Here is a 17,449-nt window from a genome sequence, read left to right on the forward strand (position 1 = left end):
ACCTCCAGGAGTCAGCACCGTGCACCAGTCCCAGGATCCGACCACGCCGGGCCTCCCCGCGCCGGCCGCGCCGCACCGCCTGCCCGCCCCCTCCGGCGGGGCGGTGGTGCCCCGCAACGGCGGGGCGGCGGTGGACGGCCCGGCGGGCGGGGAGGCGCCGGCCGGCACGGTGACGGCGGGCACGGCGGTGGACGGCCCGGCGCCGGGCGGGGAGGCGACCGCCGTCGGCCGGCTCGCCGGCACCGTGGAGCGGCTGCGGCTGGAACTGGATCGGGCCCAGGCGCACTCGGCCGGCCGCGCCGTCGTCGAGATGGGCGTCGGCGTGCTGGTCGAACGGCTGCGCTGCGGGCCCACCGAGGCGGCCGGACAGCTGGAGAGCCTGGCGGAGCAGGCCGGCGTGACGCCCCTGGCACTCGCCGCCGACCTGGTCAACCAGGCCGCGGCGGACCAGATCTCCGCGCTCGCCCGGGAGTTCGTCGCCGGCGCGGCCGTCCCGCCGGAGGGGACCCCGGCCGCACCGCCGGACGGGCCGCCGGCCGCCGTCCCGGACGGACCGGTCCCCGAACCGGTGGCCGTGCGGCTGCGCAGCACCGAGGCGGACGCGCTGGCCGGCGGCGACGCCGCGGCCGCGGCCCGCGCCATGCTGGAGCACGCGCTGCTCCCGCTCGGGGTCGCCGCCGTCGCGGTCTGGGCGGCCCACCCGGACCTCTCGCTCTCGCTGGCGGGGAGCGCCGGCTTCCACCCGGAGGAGGCCCGCCGCTGGCGCCATGTGCCGCCGGGTGTGCCGACCCCGGCGCGGCGCGCCCTCGACGAGCGGGCCGCGGTCGGCTACCCGACGCTCGCGGAGGCCTCGCTGCCCTCGATCGGTCAGCACGAGATCCGGGGCGGCCGGCTGGCCGTCCCGGCGGGCAAGGGCGGTCGGCTGATCGGCGTCCTGGAACTCTGCTGGCACGAGGCGCTGCCCGAGCAGTCGCAGCCGCTGCAGCGGCAGTTCGAGGCGCTCGCGGAGGTCGCAGCCGCCACCCTGGAGTCGGCGAGCGTCCGGGCGGAGGCCGCACCCGAGGCCGCCGACCCGCCGTTCGAGGAGCTGCGGCAGCTGACGGACGGCCTGCTCGACCCGTGCATGATCCTGCGGGTGGCCCCCGACGCGGACGACGTCCCGCCACCGTTCGTGATCCGGCACGTCAACCCGGCGTTCGTCGACTTCGCCGGCCGGCCCACCGGGCTGATCGCCGGCGCCCGGCTGCTGGAGGCGTACCCGCTGGCGGCCGAGCCGGGCGGCCTGGCCGAGAAGGTCGAACACGTCCTCGCCACCGGTGAGCCGTTCCGCACCCCGGCGCTGCGGCTGGCCGCCCTGGTCGACGGCGTCCCGCTGGTCACCAGTGCGCAGGTGAGCATCAGCCGGCACGGCGGGCACCTGGCCGTGGTCTGGCGCCTTGAGGACGGTGCCCCGCGGGTGGCCAGGCTGCTCCAGCACGCGCAGCGGCTGGGCCGGATCGGCGGCTTCGAGGAGGACCTGCGGAGCCGCCGGATCGCCTGGAACGACACCCTCTTCGAGCTGCACGGCCTGCCGCCGACCGCCTCGCCAATCGCCCTCGACCAGCTCGCCGACCACGCCCACCCGGACGACCGGCAGGCCATCGGCCGGTTCCTGCGCACCCTGCTGCACCACCACCGCCCGGCGTCCACCGCCTTCCGGCTGCAGCGGCCCGACGGTGTCACCCGGCACATCCGGGTCGTCGCCGAACCGGTGCCCGAGCCGGGCAGCGGGCTGCGCACCGTCCGCGGGGCCTACCAGGACATCTCCGCCCAGCACTGGACGGAGGTCGCGCTCGCGGCCACCCGGGACCAGCTCGCCCAGAGCGAGCAGCAGTCCGCCGAACGCAGCCGGCTGGCCCTCCAACTGCAGCACGCGATCATGCCGCCCGCGCGGGGCCCGCTGGACCTGCCCGACCTGCGGGTGGGCGTGCGCTACCGCCCGGCCGAGAAGGGCCACCTGGTCGGCGGCGACTGGTACGACGCCCTGCCGCTGCCCTCCGGGGACGTCCTGCTCTGCGTCGGCGACGTCGCCGGGCACGGCATCGAGGCCGCCACCGGAATGGTCGCCCTGCGCAACGCGCTGCGCGGCCTGGCCGCGACCGGCGCCGGGCCGGCCCAGCTGCTGGGCTGGCTGAACAGCGTCACCCACCACCTCACCGACAACGTCACCGCGACGGCGGTCTGCGGCCTCTACCGGCCGGGCGAGCGCCGGCTGCGCTGGGCGCGCGCGGGCCACCCGCCGCCGGTGCTGCTGCGCGGGAACCGGGCGACGACGCTGCCGCTGCTGGGCGGCATCCTGCTCGGCGCCGTCGACCAGGCCGACTACGAGGAGGGCGAGATCGTCCTGGAGCGGGGCGACACCCTGGTGATGTACACCGACGGGCTGATCGAGCGCCGGGACGAGTCCCTGCAGGCGTCGCTCGCCGGGCTGCTCTCCCTCGCCGAGCAGGCCCGGGGCGCTGCCCCGGCCGGCGCGAACGGCCTGGAGGATCACCTGGACCACCTGCTGCGCTACAGCAGCGCGGACACCGACGACGACACCTGTCTGGTCGGGATCTCCGTCCGCTAGGGCGCGTCGGGCGTCAGAGCACGGGCGCGGCGGTGCCGGCGGCCCGTTCCGCGGGCTCGGCGGGGGTGTCCGTCCAGCCCCGCGCGATGCGCTCCAGGCCCTGCCAGAGGCCGAGCGCCTGCTCGTGCAGGTACTTCGCCGTGCCGTCGCTCGTCTCCACCGCCGTCAGATAGGCGTCGATGCCCGTCACGGCGTGCCGCACCTGCCGCTGCAACGGCTCGACACGGCAGGCGTGTTCACCCTCCTCGCAGGGCGGGCCCACGTGTTCGGTCAGGAAGGACGCGAGCCGCTCCAGTCCTTCCCTGCTCGGCTGGGTCACGGAACCATCTCCCGGAAGCGGCGGCGCCGGCGGGGTGCGGAAATGTGCGCCCGGCGCAACCCTCACTGTTCGCCCGTTCGGCTCACCTGTCAACCATTGCACGAATTCGATGTCGTGCTTCCGGTGTCGTGAATCGACGGTCCTATTCTTGGTCCATGGAGAACGGCAGTGCGACCACGCGGCAGTGGACCTTCCTCACCAACCACGCACGCGTGCTCGTCCAGATCGCCCGTGATCCCGGCATCCGGGTGCGGGACATCGCGGCCCGCTGCCTGCTGACCGAGCGCGCCGTCCAGCGCATCATCGTCGACCTGGAGGACGCCGGGTACCTCAGCCACGAGCGCCACGGCCGGACCAACCACTACAGCGTCATCGACAGCAAGCAGCTGCGGCACCCCGCCGAGTCCGGGTTCACGCTCGCCGAACTGCTCTCGGTGCTGCTCCGCTGATGCCGCTGATGCCACCGGTACCACTGGTACCACCGGCGGGACGGATGCCGGCGGGCCCCGGCCGTGCGGCCGGGGCCCGCGGTGGTCGGCGCGGCGGCGCTCAGTAACGGAGGACGGCGGCGACCCGGCCGCCGTCGGAGAGCGCGCCGTCCGGCACGAAGCTGACCTCGGCCCCGGTGTCCAGGGCCCGCTCGATCACCTCGTCGACGATGTCCTCGCGCGCCCCGGACTCGTCGGAGGCGGCCGGGACGAGGTGCTCGCCGTCGTCGCGCACGGTGGTGCGGAAGTTCTCCTCGACCACCAGGCGGGAGATCCGGCCGTCGCCCGCCGCCTGCCAGACCTCGTCCAGACCGGCGGCGAACGCCTGCCGGCCGCGCGCCGTGTCCAGTTGGGCGAGGGCCTCTGCGCTCGCCCGCTCGGCGTGGGCGCGGACGGCGGGCTCGACCACCTTGCGGACGGTCTCGGCGTCCGCCTGGGCGAGGCCGCCGTACGGGATCTGCTCGGTCGCCTCCTTGGCGATCGGGCCGACGGCGTCCAGCAGGGCGAGCGCGGCGGCCTCGCCGGCCACGTAGAGCGGGCGGCGCTCGGCGGCGAGCAGCTTGCCGATCGCGGTGTCGGCCTGCCGCAGGAAGGTCTTGGTCTCCTCGTCGCGGAAGGTGCTCGGGGTGTCGCCGATGCGCTCCTGGCGTTCCGGGTCGGGGTTGTCGAAGACCCGCACCAGCGGGAAGCCGTGCTCCTTGTCCTCGGTGACCCGCTCCTCGTCGCCGCCCCAGAGCACCACCCGGTCGGCGGCGACCGCGAGCACCCAGTAGGGGCGTTCGGCGGCCTGGGCGGCGACCAGGTTGCGGGTGAGGAAGGTGTCGGACAGCACCACCCGGGCGGGGGCGGTGCGCCCGAGTGACCAGACCTGGTGCTCCCCGGGGGCGGCGAGGATCGCCAGGCCGTCCTCGGCGTGCACCAGGTCGACCTCGGTGAGGGCGCGGTCGAGCTGCTCCAGCAGGTCGATCCGGTCCGCGCGGGAGACCGCCGGGTCGGCCTGGATCCGTTCCTTGGCCTCCGCCAGCAGGTTGCGCAGCCGCACCGGGTCCTGGGCGTTGTCGGGCTCCCGGCGGTGCGTGGGCATCAGGATGGACACCGCCGGATACGGCCGCGGCCGGCGCAGCTCGGCGAGGACGGCGGGGCTGAGGGCACGCTGCATGGTGACCCTTTCCGAAGGCGTACCTGCCTTCTGTGCGTGGACACGCTAGGCCCGGGACTGCTCCCGAATGTCCTCAATGTACCGAGATGCACCCCCATTTGCCCTGCCGTCCGCCCCCGGCCGGTCACCCTCCGTCGCCATCTCCCGCTCGGGCCCGCGGCGTCACGCGGTCCGGCGGGGTCACTCGATCCAGACGAGCACCCCGTGCCGGCGGGTGGCGACCGCCCGGAGGAAGTCCGACAGCGCGCGGTACTCCGCCGTCACCAGGTAGAGGGAGTCCTCCGAGGTCCACAGGCCCTGCGGGTAGACCCCGGCCGCGGCGAGGTCCGCCGCGGCGACCCCCTCGGTCAGCCGGCCGGGGTCGAGCGCCGCGAGCGCGTCGGCGGCGAGCCGGACACGGTCCGGCAGGATCCGGCAGGGCGGCCCGTAGCCCCAGTCCTCGGCGCCGGCCAGTTCCTCCTCGCCGTGCACGACGTCCACCGGGAACTCCCGCCTGCGCAGCAGGAAGTCCAGCGCCTGCCAGGCCCGGCCGGTCCCGTGCAGCCGGGCCCACCCGCCCGCCGACCGGCCGGCCCCGGCCTCCTCGTCCAGTTCCCCGACGAACTCCAGGACCCACTCCGGATCCCGCTCGGCCCGTGCCAGCTCTCCGGCACTGAGCCGGACGTACCTGCCGATCATCCCCATGCGGGCACCCTAGGACGGACCACCGACAGCCACCGCGAGCGCCGGAGCCCCGGCGCGGGGCGGGGCGGGCGCGCTCAGGCGGGGTGCCCGGCGTCGATGCCGGCCACGTCGCGGTAGGACAGCACCGGCGCGGCCTCCCCGGGCGGGGCGCCGACGGCCACCGGGGCGAGCAGCAGACCGGTGTGGTCGCCCCACTCGGCACGGTCCAGCACCCGGCCGACGAACCACGCGGGCGCCTCCGGCAGCACCGGCACCCCGTACGGCCCGTGGTACCACTCGACGTCCGCGAACTTGTCGGTGTCGTCCCCGGTGTGCCCGCCGAACAGCTCGGCCAGTCCGTGCCCGTACGGCAGCAGGTGGACGCCCAGCGCCTCGGCCGCGAGGGCCGCGCCGTGGGTGCGGTTCACCCGGGAGATCCACACCACGAACCGGGCGGGGTCGATCGAGCACTGGCCGGCGAAGCCGACCAGGCAGCCCTCGGGTGGCGGACCGGGCGCGGTGACCACGTACACCGGGTAGTCCAGCAGAGCCGTGAAAGCCTCGAACTCGCCCATGCCACCAGCGTAGGCCGGACGGGCCGGGCGCCGCCCCGGGTGCGGGCCGCCCGCCCGGGCCCGCCGCAGCTCACGGCCGCCGGGGACGCCCCGGGGTGCCGCGCCACGGCCGGAACATGACCCGGACGGCACGGGACTTGTCCCAGTGTGCACAGGAGGCGCCGACGCGATGCCGGGCGCCGGACGGCGCGGCATGCTGAGAACCGGCGGCCCGGCCGTTCCGGCCCGGCGCACCCCCTGCCCCCGCACGCTCCCCCTGCTCACTCCCCCGAGCACGACCGAAAGGCCACCCATGCCCTTCATCACCCTTTCCGACGGCTCGCAGAAGTTCTACAAGGACTGGGGCACCGGGCGGCCCGTCGTCCTGTCCCACGGCTGGCCGCTGAACGCCGACGCGTGGGAGCACCAGGCCGTGGACCTCGCGGCGGCCGGCTTCCGCGTCATCGCCCACGACCGGCGCGGCCACGGCCGCTCCACCCAGACGTGGGACGGCAACCACATGGACCAGTACGCCGACGACCTGGCCGAGCTGCTCGACCAGCTCGACCTGACCGACGCGGTGCTGGTCGGCCACTCCACCGGCGGCGGCGAGGTCACCCGCTACCTCGGCCGGCACGGCACCTCGCGGGTGCGCAAGGCCGTCCTGCTGGGCGCCGTCCCGCCGCTGATGCTGCAGACCGAGGCCAACCCCGAGGGCACCCCGCTCTCCGCCTTCGACGGCATCCGCGCCGGGGTCGCCGCGGACCGCTCGCAGTTCTACTACGACCTGAGCGAGGCCTTCTACGGCTTCAACCGCCCCGGGGCCGAGGTCTCGGAGGGCAAGCGCCGCGAGTTCTGGCTGCAGGGCATGCAGGCCGGTCTCAAGGGCGCCCTCGACTGCGTCGAGGCGTTCTCGGAGACCGACTTCACCGAGGACCTCAAGAAGATCGACATCCCGGTGCTGGTCGCGCACGGCAGCGACGACCAGATCGTCCCGATCGCGGCCGCCGCCGAGAAGTCCGTCAAGCTCCTCCCCCAGGGCACCCTGAAGGTCTACCCGGGCGCCCCGCACGGCCTGGTCGGCGCCTACGAGGCCGAGTTCACCAAGGACCTCGTCGCGTTCGTCGCGAGCTGACCCCGGCCCGACGGCCCCCGCCCGACAAACCCCGGCCCCGGCCGTCCGGCAGTGGTTCTCCCCCACCGCCGGACGGCCTGGGGCCGGCCCGCGGGCCGGTTGTCGGTGCCGGCTGGTAGGACACCGTGCATGTCTACCGATCCCACTTCCACCGGCCTCTCCTCCGACGACCTCCACGGCTTCGTCGTCCGTGCCAAGTCCGCGACCTACGCGGGCGGCGGCGGGCACGTGGCACCCAGCCGGACCAACTCGCACGACCTCGCCTACCGCGAGGGGGAACTCGTCTACCGGGACAGCTACTTCGGCGGCACCGACTTCCTCGGACAGGAGACCGTCCACCTCGGGGACCGGCCGGTGTGGGCCATGAACTACCACGGCTACCTGCTCACCGACGACATCACGGCGTTCACCGCGGGCGAGACCGTCAAGGCCGCGCTGACCGCCCTGTACTCCGAGGGCCGCTTCCTCGGCGGCTTCCGGCACACGGCCGGCGGATTCACCTACGTCGACGAGACCACCGGCAGCGTCGACCGGTTCCACGGCGTCGAGCACATCCTGACCGCCGCCGGCCTGCGCGCCTACGAGCTGCGCTACCACGGGGGCCGGATCCTCGACTGAGCACGTCGTCACCCCCGCCGCCCCGGCCGTCCTCCGGCCGGGGCGGCGGCGTGTCGGTGGGCGGATCGCGGGCCGACGGGGGGATGGTGACCGGCGGGGGATCTCACGAGGAGGAGCGAGGATGCCCGAAGTCACCACGCCGTACGCGACCGGGACCCCGTGCTGGGTCGATCTGATGGCGAAGGACCAGCAGGCCGCGCTGGACTTCTACCGCGACCTGCTCGGCTGGCAGGGCGCGGTCGGGCCCGCCGGGTTCGGCGGCTACGCGGTCTGCGAGCTGAACGGCCGGGCCGTCGCCGGCATCGGCCCGACGATGAGCCCCGAGGGCGCGCCGGAGCCGCCGACCGTCTGGACCGGCTACCTGGCGAGCACCGACGCCCGAGCCACCCAGGACGCGATCGTCGCGGCCGGCGGCACCCTGCTGGCGCCCGTGACGGACGTCGGCGACCTGGGCCGGATGCTGGTGGCCGCCGACCCGCAGGGCGCGGTCTTCGGGGTCTGGCAGCCGGGCACGTTCTTCGGCGCCCGGGTGGTCAACGAGCCCGGCGCACTGACCTGGAACGAGCTGCACACCGACGACGTGCCCGGCACCACGGCGTTCTACGGCGCGGCGTTCGGCATCGAGATCGAGCCGCTGGAGGGCGCGGACGCCTACTGGGAGCTGCGGGTCGGCGGCCGGGCCGTCGGCGGTGTGACGCTGCTCGCCAACGACCCGCCCGGCACCCCCGCGCACTGGCTGACCTACTTCGCGGTCGACGACGTGGACTCCAGCGCGGACGCCGTGGTGAAGCGCAACGGCACCGTGCTGGCCCCGCCGTTCGACATGGTCGCCGGCCGGATGACGGTGGTCGCCGACCCGCAGGGCGCGCCGTTCGCCCTGATCGGCCCGGCCTCGGCGTAGGCCCACAGGCCGTCGGCCGTCGGCCGTTCGCCGGGCACCGGGTGCCCGCCGTCCCCGGGCGGGCGGCGGGCTCAGCCCTCGTCGCCCGCCCGCAGCTCGGTGGTGATCGCGCGCCGGCCGGAGACGAGGGCCTCCAGCACCACCGCGGCGCAGACCAGGAGCGCGAGGGCGGCGGTGGGCAGCAGCACCGGCAGCACGAGCGGGGCGAGCGGGGCGTCCACCGCCGCGCCGACCAGCAGCGAGAGGTCGAAGGCCGGGCCGAGCAGGGCGACGACGGCCACCGCGACGACACCCCCGCAGGCCACGGCCGCCAGGGCCTGCGGAACGGTCTCCGCGAGGATCAGCGCCGGCCCCTGACGGGGCCGCAGGCCCATGGTCCGCAGCCGGGCGAGCAGCGCGGCCCGGTCGGGCGCGGCGCGCAGGACGGTCAGCAGCACGGCGAGCAGGGCGAACCCGGCGCCGGCGGCGGCCGCCGACCAGAACAGCCGCACGGTGGAGCGCTGGAGGGGGTCGGCGGCCAGCCGGGCGTCCAGCTCGCGGCTGGTGCGCACCCGGTAGCCGTCGGGAATGCCGTCCGGTTCCTTGCTGACCTCCCGGGCCTCCTCGCGCAGGAGTTCGGCCAGGCCCGTCGCGTCGGCGAGGCCGCTGTGCACGAAGAGGTCCCGCAGCCGGTCGCCGTCGACGTCTCCGGCGGCCAGCCAGTTGTCGGCGCGGGCGAGGTCCGGCACCCGGGCCGCGGCGGGGCCGGCGGGCAGCACGACGAACTCGCGGATCGCCTCGGGGAGGGCTGGCGTGGCGGCCACGGTGCCCACCGCGGTGGCGAGCAGTTCGCCGCCGGGGGTGCGCAGCCGCTGCGGGCCCGCGGTGAACCGTTCGGCGAGGCCGGGGCTGATCAGGGCCGGCACCGGGGCCCCGGCTCCGGCCGGGGCCCCGGCCGGGACGGCCAGCAGGCCGGGGTCGAAGGTGCCGGCGCCGACCGTGCGGGCGATCGCCGCGTACGCCCCGGGCTCGGCGACGACGGCGGTGACCTGGACGGCGAGCCGGCCGGCGCCGAGGACGTAGGTCTGCCGCTCGGTCCGGACAGCGGTGGCGGCGTGCACGCCCGGCAGGGCCCCGGCGGCGGCGAGGAAGGCCCCGGGCAGCGGCGCGTCGGGCGGGACCAGGACGGCGGCGTCGCCGCCGACGGCCGTGCGGGCCGCGCGGAGCCGGGCGCCGTCGACGGCGCCGAGCACGGTGGCTCCGAACCCGGCGGTGGTGACGGCGATCAGCAGGGCGAGCGCGGGCAGCACGGCGGGCCGGTGGCGCCCGCCGGAGCCGTCGGGGCCGCGGGCCGTCCGGGCCAGGCCGAGGAAGCCGATCAGGCCGGGTCCGCGCCGGGCCATGGCGGCGAGCCGGCCGACCGCCCACGGCTGGACGCGGGCCAGCAGCAGACCGCCGGCGAGCGCGACCAGCAGCGGGGCGGCGACCAGCAGCGGGTCCGGTCCCGTCTCGGGCGGGGCCGCGCCCCGGCGACGGACCCCGGCGACGGCCGCCGCCGTGACCACGAGGACGAGCAGCTCACCGACGAGCCGGCGCCGCCCGGCCGCCGGCCGGGGGCCGTCCCGCTCCGGGCGGGCCGACAGCACGGCGGCGCGGACCGGGAGGGCCAGCAGCGCGAGCAGGGTGGTGGCCGCGCCGGCCAGGACCGCCGCCGTCCAGCGCGGCGAGGGCAGCAGGACCAGGGCGAGCGCGGCACCGGCCGCGGCGGCCGGCAGGACGGTCGCCGCGCTCTCGCCGAGCAGCCGCAGCAGGATGCCGGTGCGCGAGCCGCCGCGGGCCCGCAGCAGCCGGAGCTCGGCGGCCCGCCGGTCGGCGGCGAGGGCGGCGGCCAGGCAGAGCACCACGGCGGCGGCGCCCGCGGCCCCGGCCGGGCCGATCGCCGCCAGCGGGGCGGTGGCCCGGTGGCGGGCGGCGGCGCCGGCGAGCACCTCGGGCAGCAGGGTGGTGAGGGTCAGATCGGGGCGGCCGGTCACCTCGGCCGCGCGGACGGCGCCGGGGCCGGCCAGGTAGGAGGCGACGCCGGAGCGGAGCCCGGCGAGCCGGTCGGCGCGCAGGGCGTGCGCGTCGAGGGGCAGCCGCCAGAAGTCCTCGCCGCCCCCGCCCCAGGCCAGCAGCGCGGACAGGCTCTCCCCGGCCACCACACCCGCGGTCTCCCAGCGGACCCCGCCGCCGTCGAGGGTCTTGAGGCAGGCGCGTTCGGGGCAGGGCAGGTCCTGCCAGTAGCGCTCGCGGGGGTCGTCGGCGCGGTAGAGGCCGGTGATCCGGACCCGGGCCGGGGTGCCGTCCGCGCCGGGTCCGCTGTCGACGACGTCCCCGACCGCGAGCCGGATGCTCTCGGCGGCCCGCCCGCTGACGGCGATCGGCAGCGGCTCACCGGGGACGGCCGGTCCGGGCCAGCCGCCCTCGGTCAGGGTCGCGCGGGCGGCGATGCCCTGGAGGTACATCAGGTGCAGCTGCGGGGCGATCCCGCCGGGCCGGTCGTACCCGTCGTTGGGCATCGCCCGGTCGGTCAGCGCGCGGGTGCCGTGGTGCTCGCCGTCCCGGGTGAGCGGCAGGTCCGCGCCGACGAGCCCGGCGAGGCGGTCGCGCTGCCCGTCGAGCTCGGCGGGCGCCGTGCCGGCGCGCGGGCGGGCGGCGACGTGCAGGCTGGTCGCCTTCAGGCCGCGGTCCAGGACGACCCGGCCCAGCGCACGGTCCGCGCCCCGGTCCACGGCACGCGGCAGCGCCGTCGCCGTGAAGACGGCGACCAGCGCGAGCAGCGCGGTGAGCAGGGCCGCCGTCCGCCCCCTGCGCAGCCGGGTGCGGACCCAGGCCGCGGGCCGGTGGACGTCACCGTGCCGGGCGGGTGCGCCGTGGTCCAGCATCCTGATTCCTCCCCCGGCCGTGCCGTGCGTCCCGTCGTGCGGTTGGCGTCCGGGTTCGGCGGGGCGCCGGCACACCGGCCAACGGCGCCCCGTCGCCGTAGATCACCGAATAGCGGACGATGCTGTCAGATCAGCGCCGGGAACGGAAGGAATTGCACGAATGGACGGGGCTCCCGGCACGTTCCCGCCGGTGGCCGCCCCGTTCCCCGGTCGCCCGGCCGACAGTGCCGCGTGACACAGTTCCGCCCATGAACATCAAGACCGCACTGCACAGTTGGGACGAGGCCGTCGCCCTCTTCGAGCGCCGCGGGCTGCCCGTCGGCTCCTACGAGAACCTCTACGAGGAGGAGTACGACGTCCACGCCGGCGATCTCGCGGTCGGGGGCCACCTCGATCTGGACGCCACCGAGCCGGAGGGCACCGGCTACGTCGTGGACGGCGACCTCGTCGTCGACGGCGCCGTCCTCAACATCGACGACGGCTGCCCCGCCCTGATCGTCCTCGGCGACCTGCGGGCCGCCGCCGTCTACCTGGAGGGCGACGCCAAGCTGCTCGTCCGGGGGAACGTCCACGTCGGCGCCTTCGTCGGCAACATGACCGACAAACTGGTGATGATCAGCGGCGACCTGAACGCCGGAGTCACCGTCCTGTCGTCGGAGTTCTTCCCCGACCTCGTCGGCGGCACCCTGCACGGTCCCGTCCTGGCGCCCCCGTACCTCGCGGGCGAACTCGCCGAGCCGCCGGCCGCGGCGGAGGCGGTCCTGGTCCCCGAGGTCCTGCTCACGGGGGCAGGTGACGCCTCCGAACCGCTGCGTCACTTCGACACCCCCGGCGTCCACGGCGGCCGGCTGCTCGCCCGCATAGAGGCCGGCCTTCCCGTCACCCTCCCGGCCGGCCCGCAGGGGGCCGGCGCCGGACAGTAGCGGCCCGGCGACCGGGCCGGGGCCGGGAGGGGGTTCCCTTCCGGCCCCGTTCTGCTGGAGGAGGTGTGCCCGAAGGGGCCCGAGGGAGTGTCGGCAGGCTCGCGGGACGGATCGGGCGGGGAAGGACCGGGCCCACGGCCGGCGGCCGCCGGGCCCCGTGCCGCGGTCATCAGACGACGAAGGGCTCGGGGCCGGTGACCGGCCCCTGGGGTTCGACCTGGCCGGGCGCACCGTCAGGGGCAGGGCAGGTCTCCGGGGCCGGCGGCTTCGGGGTCCGGGGCTTCGGGGCCCGGCGCGGCTTCTTCCCGTCCCTGCCCTTCTCCTTGCCGTTCTCCTTCGTCCTGCCCTTGTTCTCGTCCTTGTTCCCGGGCCTGTCCGGTGTGCCCGTCGGCGTCCCGCCGTCCCCGGGCACAGTGCCCGTGTCACCGGGGGCCGGCCCGTCGGACGTTCCCGGCGGGCAGGCGCAGCTGCCGGGCGCGGACGGCTCGCCGCCGTCGTCGGCGGCGGGCGGCTCCTGACCGCCGTCCGGCTGCTCCGCCGACGGGTCCTGTCCGGTGTCGCCCTGACCGTCCTCGGTGCCGTCGGCCTGGCCGTCCTCACTCCGGCCGGCGTCCGGCTGCTCCGCCGGCGGGCCGGTCGGGACGGGCTCCGGCGCACCGTCCGCGTCGTCAGCGCCCTCCCCTTCGGCAGCGGGCGGCTCCTGATCGGCGTCGCCCTGACCGGCGTCGGTCTGCTCGCCGTCCGGCTGCTCCGCGGGCGGGCCGGTGGGGACGGGCTCCGGCGCACCGTCAGCGCCGTCCGCGGTGTCAGGGGCCTGCGGGGGGCAGGTGCAGGGCGGGGGCGGGCCGTCGCCGCTGTGGCCGGACCCGGCGAGCGCCGGGGTCTGCGGCGGGACGGGGGCGGGCGGCAGCGCGGGAACGGCCGGGGAGGCCGGCCGCACCGGGCCGGCGGTGGCGGCGACGGAGGGGACGACGAGGACGGCCCCCAGAAGCAGCCCGGCCCCGAGCAGCCGGCCGGGCCGGCGGAGCGTGCCGGTGGTCCTGCGGTGCCGGCCGGTGCCGGCGGTGAGCCATGTTCCCCGTCGCATGTCGTCCCCTGATCGTGTGTGGTCCGCGATGCCGGTGAGCCTGCCCGGCGGGTCGCGGGCGGGGCAACGAGGCCGGGCGTCCGGGACGGTCCGGGTCTGTCCGGGAGCCCCTGACCCGGTGTCCGCCGGCGTCCCGCCACCACGCCCACCGCAGGGGAAACCGACCCCTCACACCCCGTCCCACCTGCGCGGACGGGCCCGGACTGTCCCGGACCCCGAAAGGTCTGGCGGGACATGCCGGCCCTCGAAAAGGCTTCGACCGGGCCGCCGAGGGTGCGGTCGGGAGAGAGGTCGTGATGACACCGCAGACGCAGTGGCCGCCGAGCCGGGACGAGAGCCCGGTGGGCCCGGATCCGCTGGGCCGCCGGGTACGGACCGCGGGCATGGCGGCCGCCCAGGTCCCGGTCCCCGAGCGCAGCGTTCCGCTGGGACGGGTCGCGGCGCCCGGCCGGCCGGAGGACCCGGCGGCGCCGGTGAACGGCGCGACCGCCCCCGCCGGCCCGGCGGAGCAGCCGGCCGGCGGGACCGGGCGCGCCACCGGAGGCGGGCGCAGGACCGGCCGGGCGACCGCCCCGGCCGGCGGGCGGCTGCGGCGGGGCGTGCTCCCGCTCGTCCTCGTCGTACTGTGCGCCGTCCTGGCGGGCGCCGCGGTGCACCGCATCACCGGGACCGGGACGGGCCCCGCCGCCGCGGCGCCGGTCCCCGTCTCCGACAGCCCGGCGGCCTCCGCGGCCCCGGAGCCCGACGGTGAGGGCGCCGCCGGCGATCCGCTGCCCGGTGCCGCCCCCGGGGAACCCGCCCCGGCCCCGACCGCTCCCCCGGCACCGGCACCGGCTCCGGTGGTGACGGAGGAGATCGTGCTCCGGTGGGGCGACACCCTGTCCGGGCTGGCGCGGCGTCACCGCACGACGGTGCGCGCGCTCCAGGACCTGAACGGCCTGGGCGAGTCGACGCTGATCCGCGCCGGCGCGGTGCTGCGCGTCCCGCGGCCGGCGGCCGGCACTCCGGGCGGCGGGTCCACCACGGCCACCACGGCCACCGACACCGTCCCGGCCGCCGACACCGGCGCGGACACCCGTCCGTGGACGGCCACGGACACGTCGGACACCGGCCCCGGGTCCCGCGGCCCCGCGGACCCGCCCGGCACCATCGACCTCCGGACACCGCCCCGGGACGACACGACGCCCGCCACCGGCCCGGGCCCCCGCCCGAAGAAGGACACCGCCCCCGGCAAGGACACCACCCCCGGTCAGGACGCCGACCGCCGGCGGACCGCGGCGCGCGGCGCCGCGGCAGCGGTGGCCTTCGCCCGCGCGCAGCTCGGCAAGCCGTACGCCTGGGGCGCCACGGGACCGCGCTCCTTCGACTGCTCGGGACTGGTGATGCGCGCCTGGCAGGCCGGCGGGGTCCGGCTCCCCCGCACCACCTGGGACATGGCCGGGGCCGGCACGGCCACCACCCGCAAGGCCCTGGTCCCCGGCGACCTGCTCATCACCAACGGCGGCGGACACGTCCAGCTCTACATCGGCGACGGCAAGGTCGTCCACGCCCCCGGCCGCGGCAGGCACGTCACCGTCGCCCCGCTCGCCCCGGCGTCGGACGTCGTCACCTACCGCCACCTCACGCCGCACTCCCGATGAGCGCCGAGGCGGGAAGCCGTGGCGCCGGGCGGCCGGCCCGCCCGGACCGGGGTGCGGGAGGGCGGGGCGGGTCCGGTCCCCCGCGGCCGGGCCGGTTCCCGGCCCGGGCCCCTCCGGGCGGCCCGGGGCGTGCCTGTCCGCACGACCGAACCACCGGTCCATCACCCCTCCGGCGGCCGGATGAGCCGCCGGGAGACGAAGGAGAGTGCTTCATGCGTATCCCCCTCACCCCGCGGCGCGCGGGGGCGCTGGTCGCCGTCGCGGTGGTCCTGGCCGCATCGGCCGCCGCGGTCGGCCCGCACGCGGAGCCCCCGGCACGCCCGCTCCCGGCGGCGCAGTCCGGGCCGCAGGCCGGGGAGGTGAACACCGGCGCGGACGAGGACCTGCCGGTCGGCGCCGCCCGGGCCGGGATCACGGCCGGGAAACTGCCGGCGAAGGTCAACGCGCTGACGTGGAACGTCTGCGGGGCCTCCACCTCGGCGTGCGGGACGCGAAACGAGGCCGCCCAGGAGGTCGACCTCGTCGTGAACCGCGCCGAGGGCGACCCGGCCCTCGTGGTGATCATGCTGCAGGAGGTGTGCAGGGGCGCCCACGCCGACGCGCTGCAGAAGCGGCTCGGCAACGGATGGGCCGTCAACTTCCGTCCCGCCCCGAAGACGGGCGCAGCGGCGGGTGAGGTGCACCGCTGCACCGTGCCGGCCGCGAGGAACCAGGAAGCCGGTGTGCTGGTCGCGCTCAGGCGGCTCCCGGGCTCCCGGATCACGTCCGCGAACGAGGCGTTCACGGGGGTGCCGGCGGGCGACGACCGCAGCGGCCGGCCCACCCAGGGCGCCGCGTGCCTGCGCGATGCCGTCCACAGGCTCATGGCGTGCTCCGCGCACTTCCCGAACAAGGACGAGGACGAGCGGACCGGCCCGCCCTACGACTCGCGTCAGGCCTGCGCGGAACGCTACGGCGCACTGGGCGGGACCTGGCAGGGCAAGGGCTGGCGCACGGTCCTGGGCGGAGACCTGAACCTGGCCGGGGACAGCGACCGCACCCACCTCAAGGCCCTGTACGACGGCGGGAACTTCGAGGGGGACCAGCGCAACCGGCCCACCCACGACGGCTTCGCGTGGGGCGACCACAAGCTGGACTACCTGTTCTTCTCCGACCGCGGCTGGAGGCTCGAAGGCGCGGTGGTCGACTCCTCCCCGGCCGTCACCCGGCTCAGCGACCACTGGCTGCTGAAGGCGACCGTCCGGACCGCCTGACGGCCGTGTCCCGCCCCTCGCCCGGACACCCACCGCACCGGGGCCGGCACCGCACCGGACGCCCTGCCCGGTGCACCAGGACAGGGCCGGACACCACGTCCCACCTGCCCGGACAGCCCCGCCGGCCCCCGGCACCGCCCGCACGACGGATCCGGGCCCCGCCCGTCCGCCGCCGTCCCGCGCCGTCCCGCGCCGTCGACACGGCATCGATCCGATCGCCGCGCCCCACGGCCGGCCGGCCCCTCGTCCCACGACGGGCGCCGCCCGTCGCCACTCGTCCGACCACCAGCCCTTCCCCACCGAGGAGACCATCTCGTGAACGCCGTTCGAGCCCGTCTGACCCGACCCGTCATCGCCACCGCCGTCGCGGCGGGTGTCCTCGCCGGCGGCCTGTTCTGGGCCGTCCCCGGCGGCACCCCCGCGTCCCGCACCCTCGCCGGCGGCACCGCGTCGTCCGCGCCGTCGCCCTCCCTGCTGCCCGACGACGCGGCCGACACCGCCGGGGCCCCCGTCAGCACCGAGCGCCTGAACGTCACCACCACCGCGGACGACGGCACCGGCTCCGGTGTCCAGGCCGTCAAGGCGTCCTGCGGGAGCAACGCCTCCGGGTTCACCAACACGTGGGGTCCCGTCAGCCGCTCCAACTGCTCCGTGTTCGGCTCCCGCGGCCGCCAGGTGACCTACACCTTCTGGATCAAGCCCGGCACGCAGCAGTCCGGCACCGTCCGGGTCTGGGGCATCAACAGCAGCAACAAGGGTCAGTGGTACAACGCCGGCACCGTCAGGTCCAGCACCCAGACCCACCGCATCACCGTGCCCTGGGGCAACAACGCGGCCACGCCCCGCGTCCAGGTGAAGGGCGGCCCGGGCGCGCTGTGGAGCGTCGTCGAATGGCGCCACTGACTCCGGCGGGGCCGGCGGCCCCGGGCGCTCCCGGCCGGATCGTCGCCGGGACCCTCCGCTCCTCGGGCCGGTGGCCGTCGCCGCGGCCGCCGGGCGGGACGGCCCCGGGGCGGGACGGCCGTCGGACGGCGGCGAACGCGCCGTCCGACGCCGGGCACCGCCACCGCCACCGCCGGGCGGCGAGCCGGCCGACAACCGAATGAGGGACCCGCACCGCGGGGTGGGGGGGGGGGGCGGGGGGGGCCGGGGGGGGGGTCCCAAAAACAAACCCCCCCCCCAACGAAACCAAAAGGGT

Annotated in this window: 15 protein-coding genes; 9 read left to right on the forward strand and 6 right to left on the reverse strand. The window is 77.0% G+C overall.

Translation table 11 applies throughout. The features are described from left to right. Nucleotides 1–19: 19 nt before the first annotated feature. Nucleotides 20–2,608 carry a SpoIIE family protein phosphatase gene (locus ACFCX4_RS15180; protein ID WP_376142442.1) on the forward strand — a complete coding sequence of 863 codons (2,589 nt, stop codon included), beginning with the start codon at nucleotides 20–22 and terminating at the stop codon, nucleotides 2,606–2,608. Nucleotides 2,609–2,621: 13 nt separating this feature from the next. Here the strand turns inward: ACFCX4_RS15180 and ACFCX4_RS15185 are convergent, their stop codons facing one another. Continuing rightward, entirely contained in the window at nucleotides 2,622–2,927 is a 306-nt protein-coding gene (locus ACFCX4_RS15185) for a hypothetical protein (RefSeq protein WP_376142444.1), read from the reverse strand. A gap of 155 nt (nucleotides 2,928–3,082) precedes the next feature. Here ACFCX4_RS15185 and ACFCX4_RS15190 point away from each other — a divergent pair, with 155 nt between their 5' ends. Then, complete coding sequence (locus ACFCX4_RS15190; RefSeq protein ID WP_376142446.1) at nucleotides 3,083–3,376, forward strand: helix-turn-helix transcriptional regulator; 294 nt, start codon at nucleotides 3,083–3,085, stop codon at nucleotides 3,374–3,376. 100 nt (nucleotides 3,377–3,476) lie between these two features. Here the strand turns inward: ACFCX4_RS15190 and ACFCX4_RS15195 are convergent, their stop codons facing one another. The 3 genes from ACFCX4_RS15195 to ACFCX4_RS15205 all read right to left on the reverse strand — a co-directional run bounded on the left by ACFCX4_RS15195 (nucleotide 3,477) and on the right by ACFCX4_RS15205 (nucleotide 5,812). Next, entirely contained in the window at nucleotides 3,477–4,574 is a 1,098-nt protein-coding gene (locus ACFCX4_RS15195) for a chemotaxis protein (protein WP_376142448.1), read from the reverse strand. Nucleotides 4,575–4,754: 180 nt separating this feature from the next. Then, complete coding sequence (locus ACFCX4_RS15200) at nucleotides 4,755–5,258, reverse strand: DUF1877 family protein (protein WP_376142450.1); 504 nt, start codon at nucleotides 5,256–5,258, stop codon at nucleotides 4,755–4,757. A 74-nt stretch (nucleotides 5,259–5,332) separates the two neighbouring features. Continuing rightward, a complete protein-coding gene (locus tag ACFCX4_RS15205) occupies nucleotides 5,333–5,812 on the reverse strand; it encodes a flavin reductase family protein (protein WP_376142452.1) in 480 nt (159 codons plus the stop codon). 292 nt (nucleotides 5,813–6,104) lie between these two features. Here ACFCX4_RS15205 and ACFCX4_RS15210 point away from each other — a divergent pair, with 292 nt between their 5' ends. From ACFCX4_RS15210 to ACFCX4_RS15220, 3 genes are all read left to right on the forward strand, one after another. Then, nucleotides 6,105–6,926 carry an alpha/beta fold hydrolase gene (locus tag ACFCX4_RS15210; protein ID WP_376142454.1) on the forward strand — a complete coding sequence of 274 codons (822 nt, stop codon included), beginning with the start codon at nucleotides 6,105–6,107 and terminating at the stop codon, nucleotides 6,924–6,926. A 129-nt stretch (nucleotides 6,927–7,055) separates the two neighbouring features. Continuing rightward, complete coding sequence (locus ACFCX4_RS15215) at nucleotides 7,056–7,544, forward strand: DUF5680 domain-containing protein (protein ID WP_376142456.1); 489 nt, start codon at nucleotides 7,056–7,058, stop codon at nucleotides 7,542–7,544. Nucleotides 7,545–7,665: 121 nt separating this feature from the next. Next, nucleotides 7,666–8,445, forward strand: a complete 780-nt coding sequence (locus ACFCX4_RS15220) for a VOC family protein (protein WP_376142458.1) — start codon at nucleotides 7,666–7,668, stop codon at nucleotides 8,443–8,445. Between the two features lie 71 nt (nucleotides 8,446–8,516). Here the strand turns inward: ACFCX4_RS15220 and ACFCX4_RS15225 are convergent, their stop codons facing one another. Next, on the reverse strand, nucleotides 8,517–11,348 hold the full coding sequence (locus ACFCX4_RS15225) for a hypothetical protein (protein WP_376142460.1): 2,832 nt from the start codon (nucleotides 11,346–11,348) through the stop codon (nucleotides 8,517–8,519). A 248-nt stretch (nucleotides 11,349–11,596) separates the two neighbouring features. Here ACFCX4_RS15225 and ACFCX4_RS15230 point away from each other — a divergent pair, with 248 nt between their 5' ends. After that, complete coding sequence (locus tag ACFCX4_RS15230) at nucleotides 11,597–12,271, forward strand: hypothetical protein (RefSeq protein ID WP_376142462.1); 675 nt, start codon at nucleotides 11,597–11,599, stop codon at nucleotides 12,269–12,271. 169 nt (nucleotides 12,272–12,440) lie between these two features. Here the strand turns inward: ACFCX4_RS15230 and ACFCX4_RS15235 are convergent, their stop codons facing one another. Beyond that, nucleotides 12,441–13,358 (reverse strand): hypothetical protein, encoded by a 918-nt coding sequence (locus ACFCX4_RS15235; RefSeq protein WP_376142464.1) that lies wholly within the window; start codon nucleotides 13,356–13,358, stop codon nucleotides 12,441–12,443. 296 nt (nucleotides 13,359–13,654) lie between these two features. Between ACFCX4_RS15235 and ACFCX4_RS15240 the strand changes: the two genes are divergently transcribed. The 3 genes from ACFCX4_RS15240 to ACFCX4_RS15250 all read left to right on the forward strand — a co-directional run bounded on the left by ACFCX4_RS15240 (nucleotide 13,655) and on the right by ACFCX4_RS15250 (nucleotide 17,154). After that, on the forward strand, nucleotides 13,655–14,998 hold the full coding sequence (locus ACFCX4_RS15240) for an NlpC/P60 family protein (protein ID WP_376142466.1): 1,344 nt from the start codon (nucleotides 13,655–13,657) through the stop codon (nucleotides 14,996–14,998). Nucleotides 14,999–15,210: 212 nt separating this feature from the next. Then, the gene (locus ACFCX4_RS15245; protein ID WP_376142468.1) at nucleotides 15,211–16,251 is read left to right on the forward strand and encodes an endonuclease/exonuclease/phosphatase family protein; all 1,041 of its coding nucleotides are present in this window, start codon (nucleotides 15,211–15,213) and stop codon (nucleotides 16,249–16,251) included. A 315-nt stretch (nucleotides 16,252–16,566) separates the two neighbouring features. Then, the gene (locus tag ACFCX4_RS15250) at nucleotides 16,567–17,154 is read left to right on the forward strand and encodes a hypothetical protein (protein WP_376142470.1); all 588 of its coding nucleotides are present in this window, start codon (nucleotides 16,567–16,569) and stop codon (nucleotides 17,152–17,154) included. Nucleotides 17,155–17,449: the final 295 nt, after the last annotated feature.

Origin of the sequence: Kitasatospora sp. NPDC056327 (genome assembly GCF_042261735.1) — a bacterium.
Lineage (GTDB): Bacteria > Actinomycetota > Actinomycetes > Streptomycetales > Streptomycetaceae > Kitasatospora.

Excerpts from the sequence above, each read along its gene's own strand:
- ACFCX4_RS15190 (WP_376142446.1), top strand. The coding sequence starts at position 3,083 with ATGGAGAACGGCAGTGCGACCACGCGGCAGTGGACCTTCCTCACCAAC.
- ACFCX4_RS15195 (WP_376142448.1), bottom strand. The coding sequence starts at position 4,574 with ATGCAGCGTGCCCTCAGCCCCGCCGTCCTCGCCGAGCTGCGCCGGCCG.
- ACFCX4_RS15200 (WP_376142450.1), bottom strand. The coding sequence starts at position 5,258 with ATGGGGATGATCGGCAGGTACGTCCGGCTCAGTGCCGGAGAGCTGGCA.
- ACFCX4_RS15205 (WP_376142452.1), bottom strand. The coding sequence starts at position 5,812 with ATGGGCGAGTTCGAGGCTTTCACGGCTCTGCTGGACTACCCGGTGTAC.
- ACFCX4_RS15210 (WP_376142454.1), top strand. The coding sequence starts at position 6,105 with ATGCCCTTCATCACCCTTTCCGACGGCTCGCAGAAGTTCTACAAGGAC.
- ACFCX4_RS15215 (WP_376142456.1), top strand. The coding sequence starts at position 7,056 with ATGTCTACCGATCCCACTTCCACCGGCCTCTCCTCCGACGACCTCCAC.
- ACFCX4_RS15220 (WP_376142458.1), top strand. The coding sequence starts at position 7,666 with ATGCCCGAAGTCACCACGCCGTACGCGACCGGGACCCCGTGCTGGGTC.
- ACFCX4_RS15225 (WP_376142460.1), bottom strand. The coding sequence starts at position 11,348 with ATGCTGGACCACGGCGCACCCGCCCGGCACGGTGACGTCCACCGGCCC.
- ACFCX4_RS15230 (WP_376142462.1), top strand. The coding sequence starts at position 11,597 with ATGAACATCAAGACCGCACTGCACAGTTGGGACGAGGCCGTCGCCCTC.
- ACFCX4_RS15235 (WP_376142464.1), bottom strand. The coding sequence starts at position 13,358 with ATGCGACGGGGAACATGGCTCACCGCCGGCACCGGCCGGCACCGCAGG.
- ACFCX4_RS15240 (WP_376142466.1), top strand. The coding sequence starts at position 13,655 with ATGACACCGCAGACGCAGTGGCCGCCGAGCCGGGACGAGAGCCCGGTG.
- ACFCX4_RS15245 (WP_376142468.1), top strand. The coding sequence starts at position 15,211 with ATGCGTATCCCCCTCACCCCGCGGCGCGCGGGGGCGCTGGTCGCCGTC.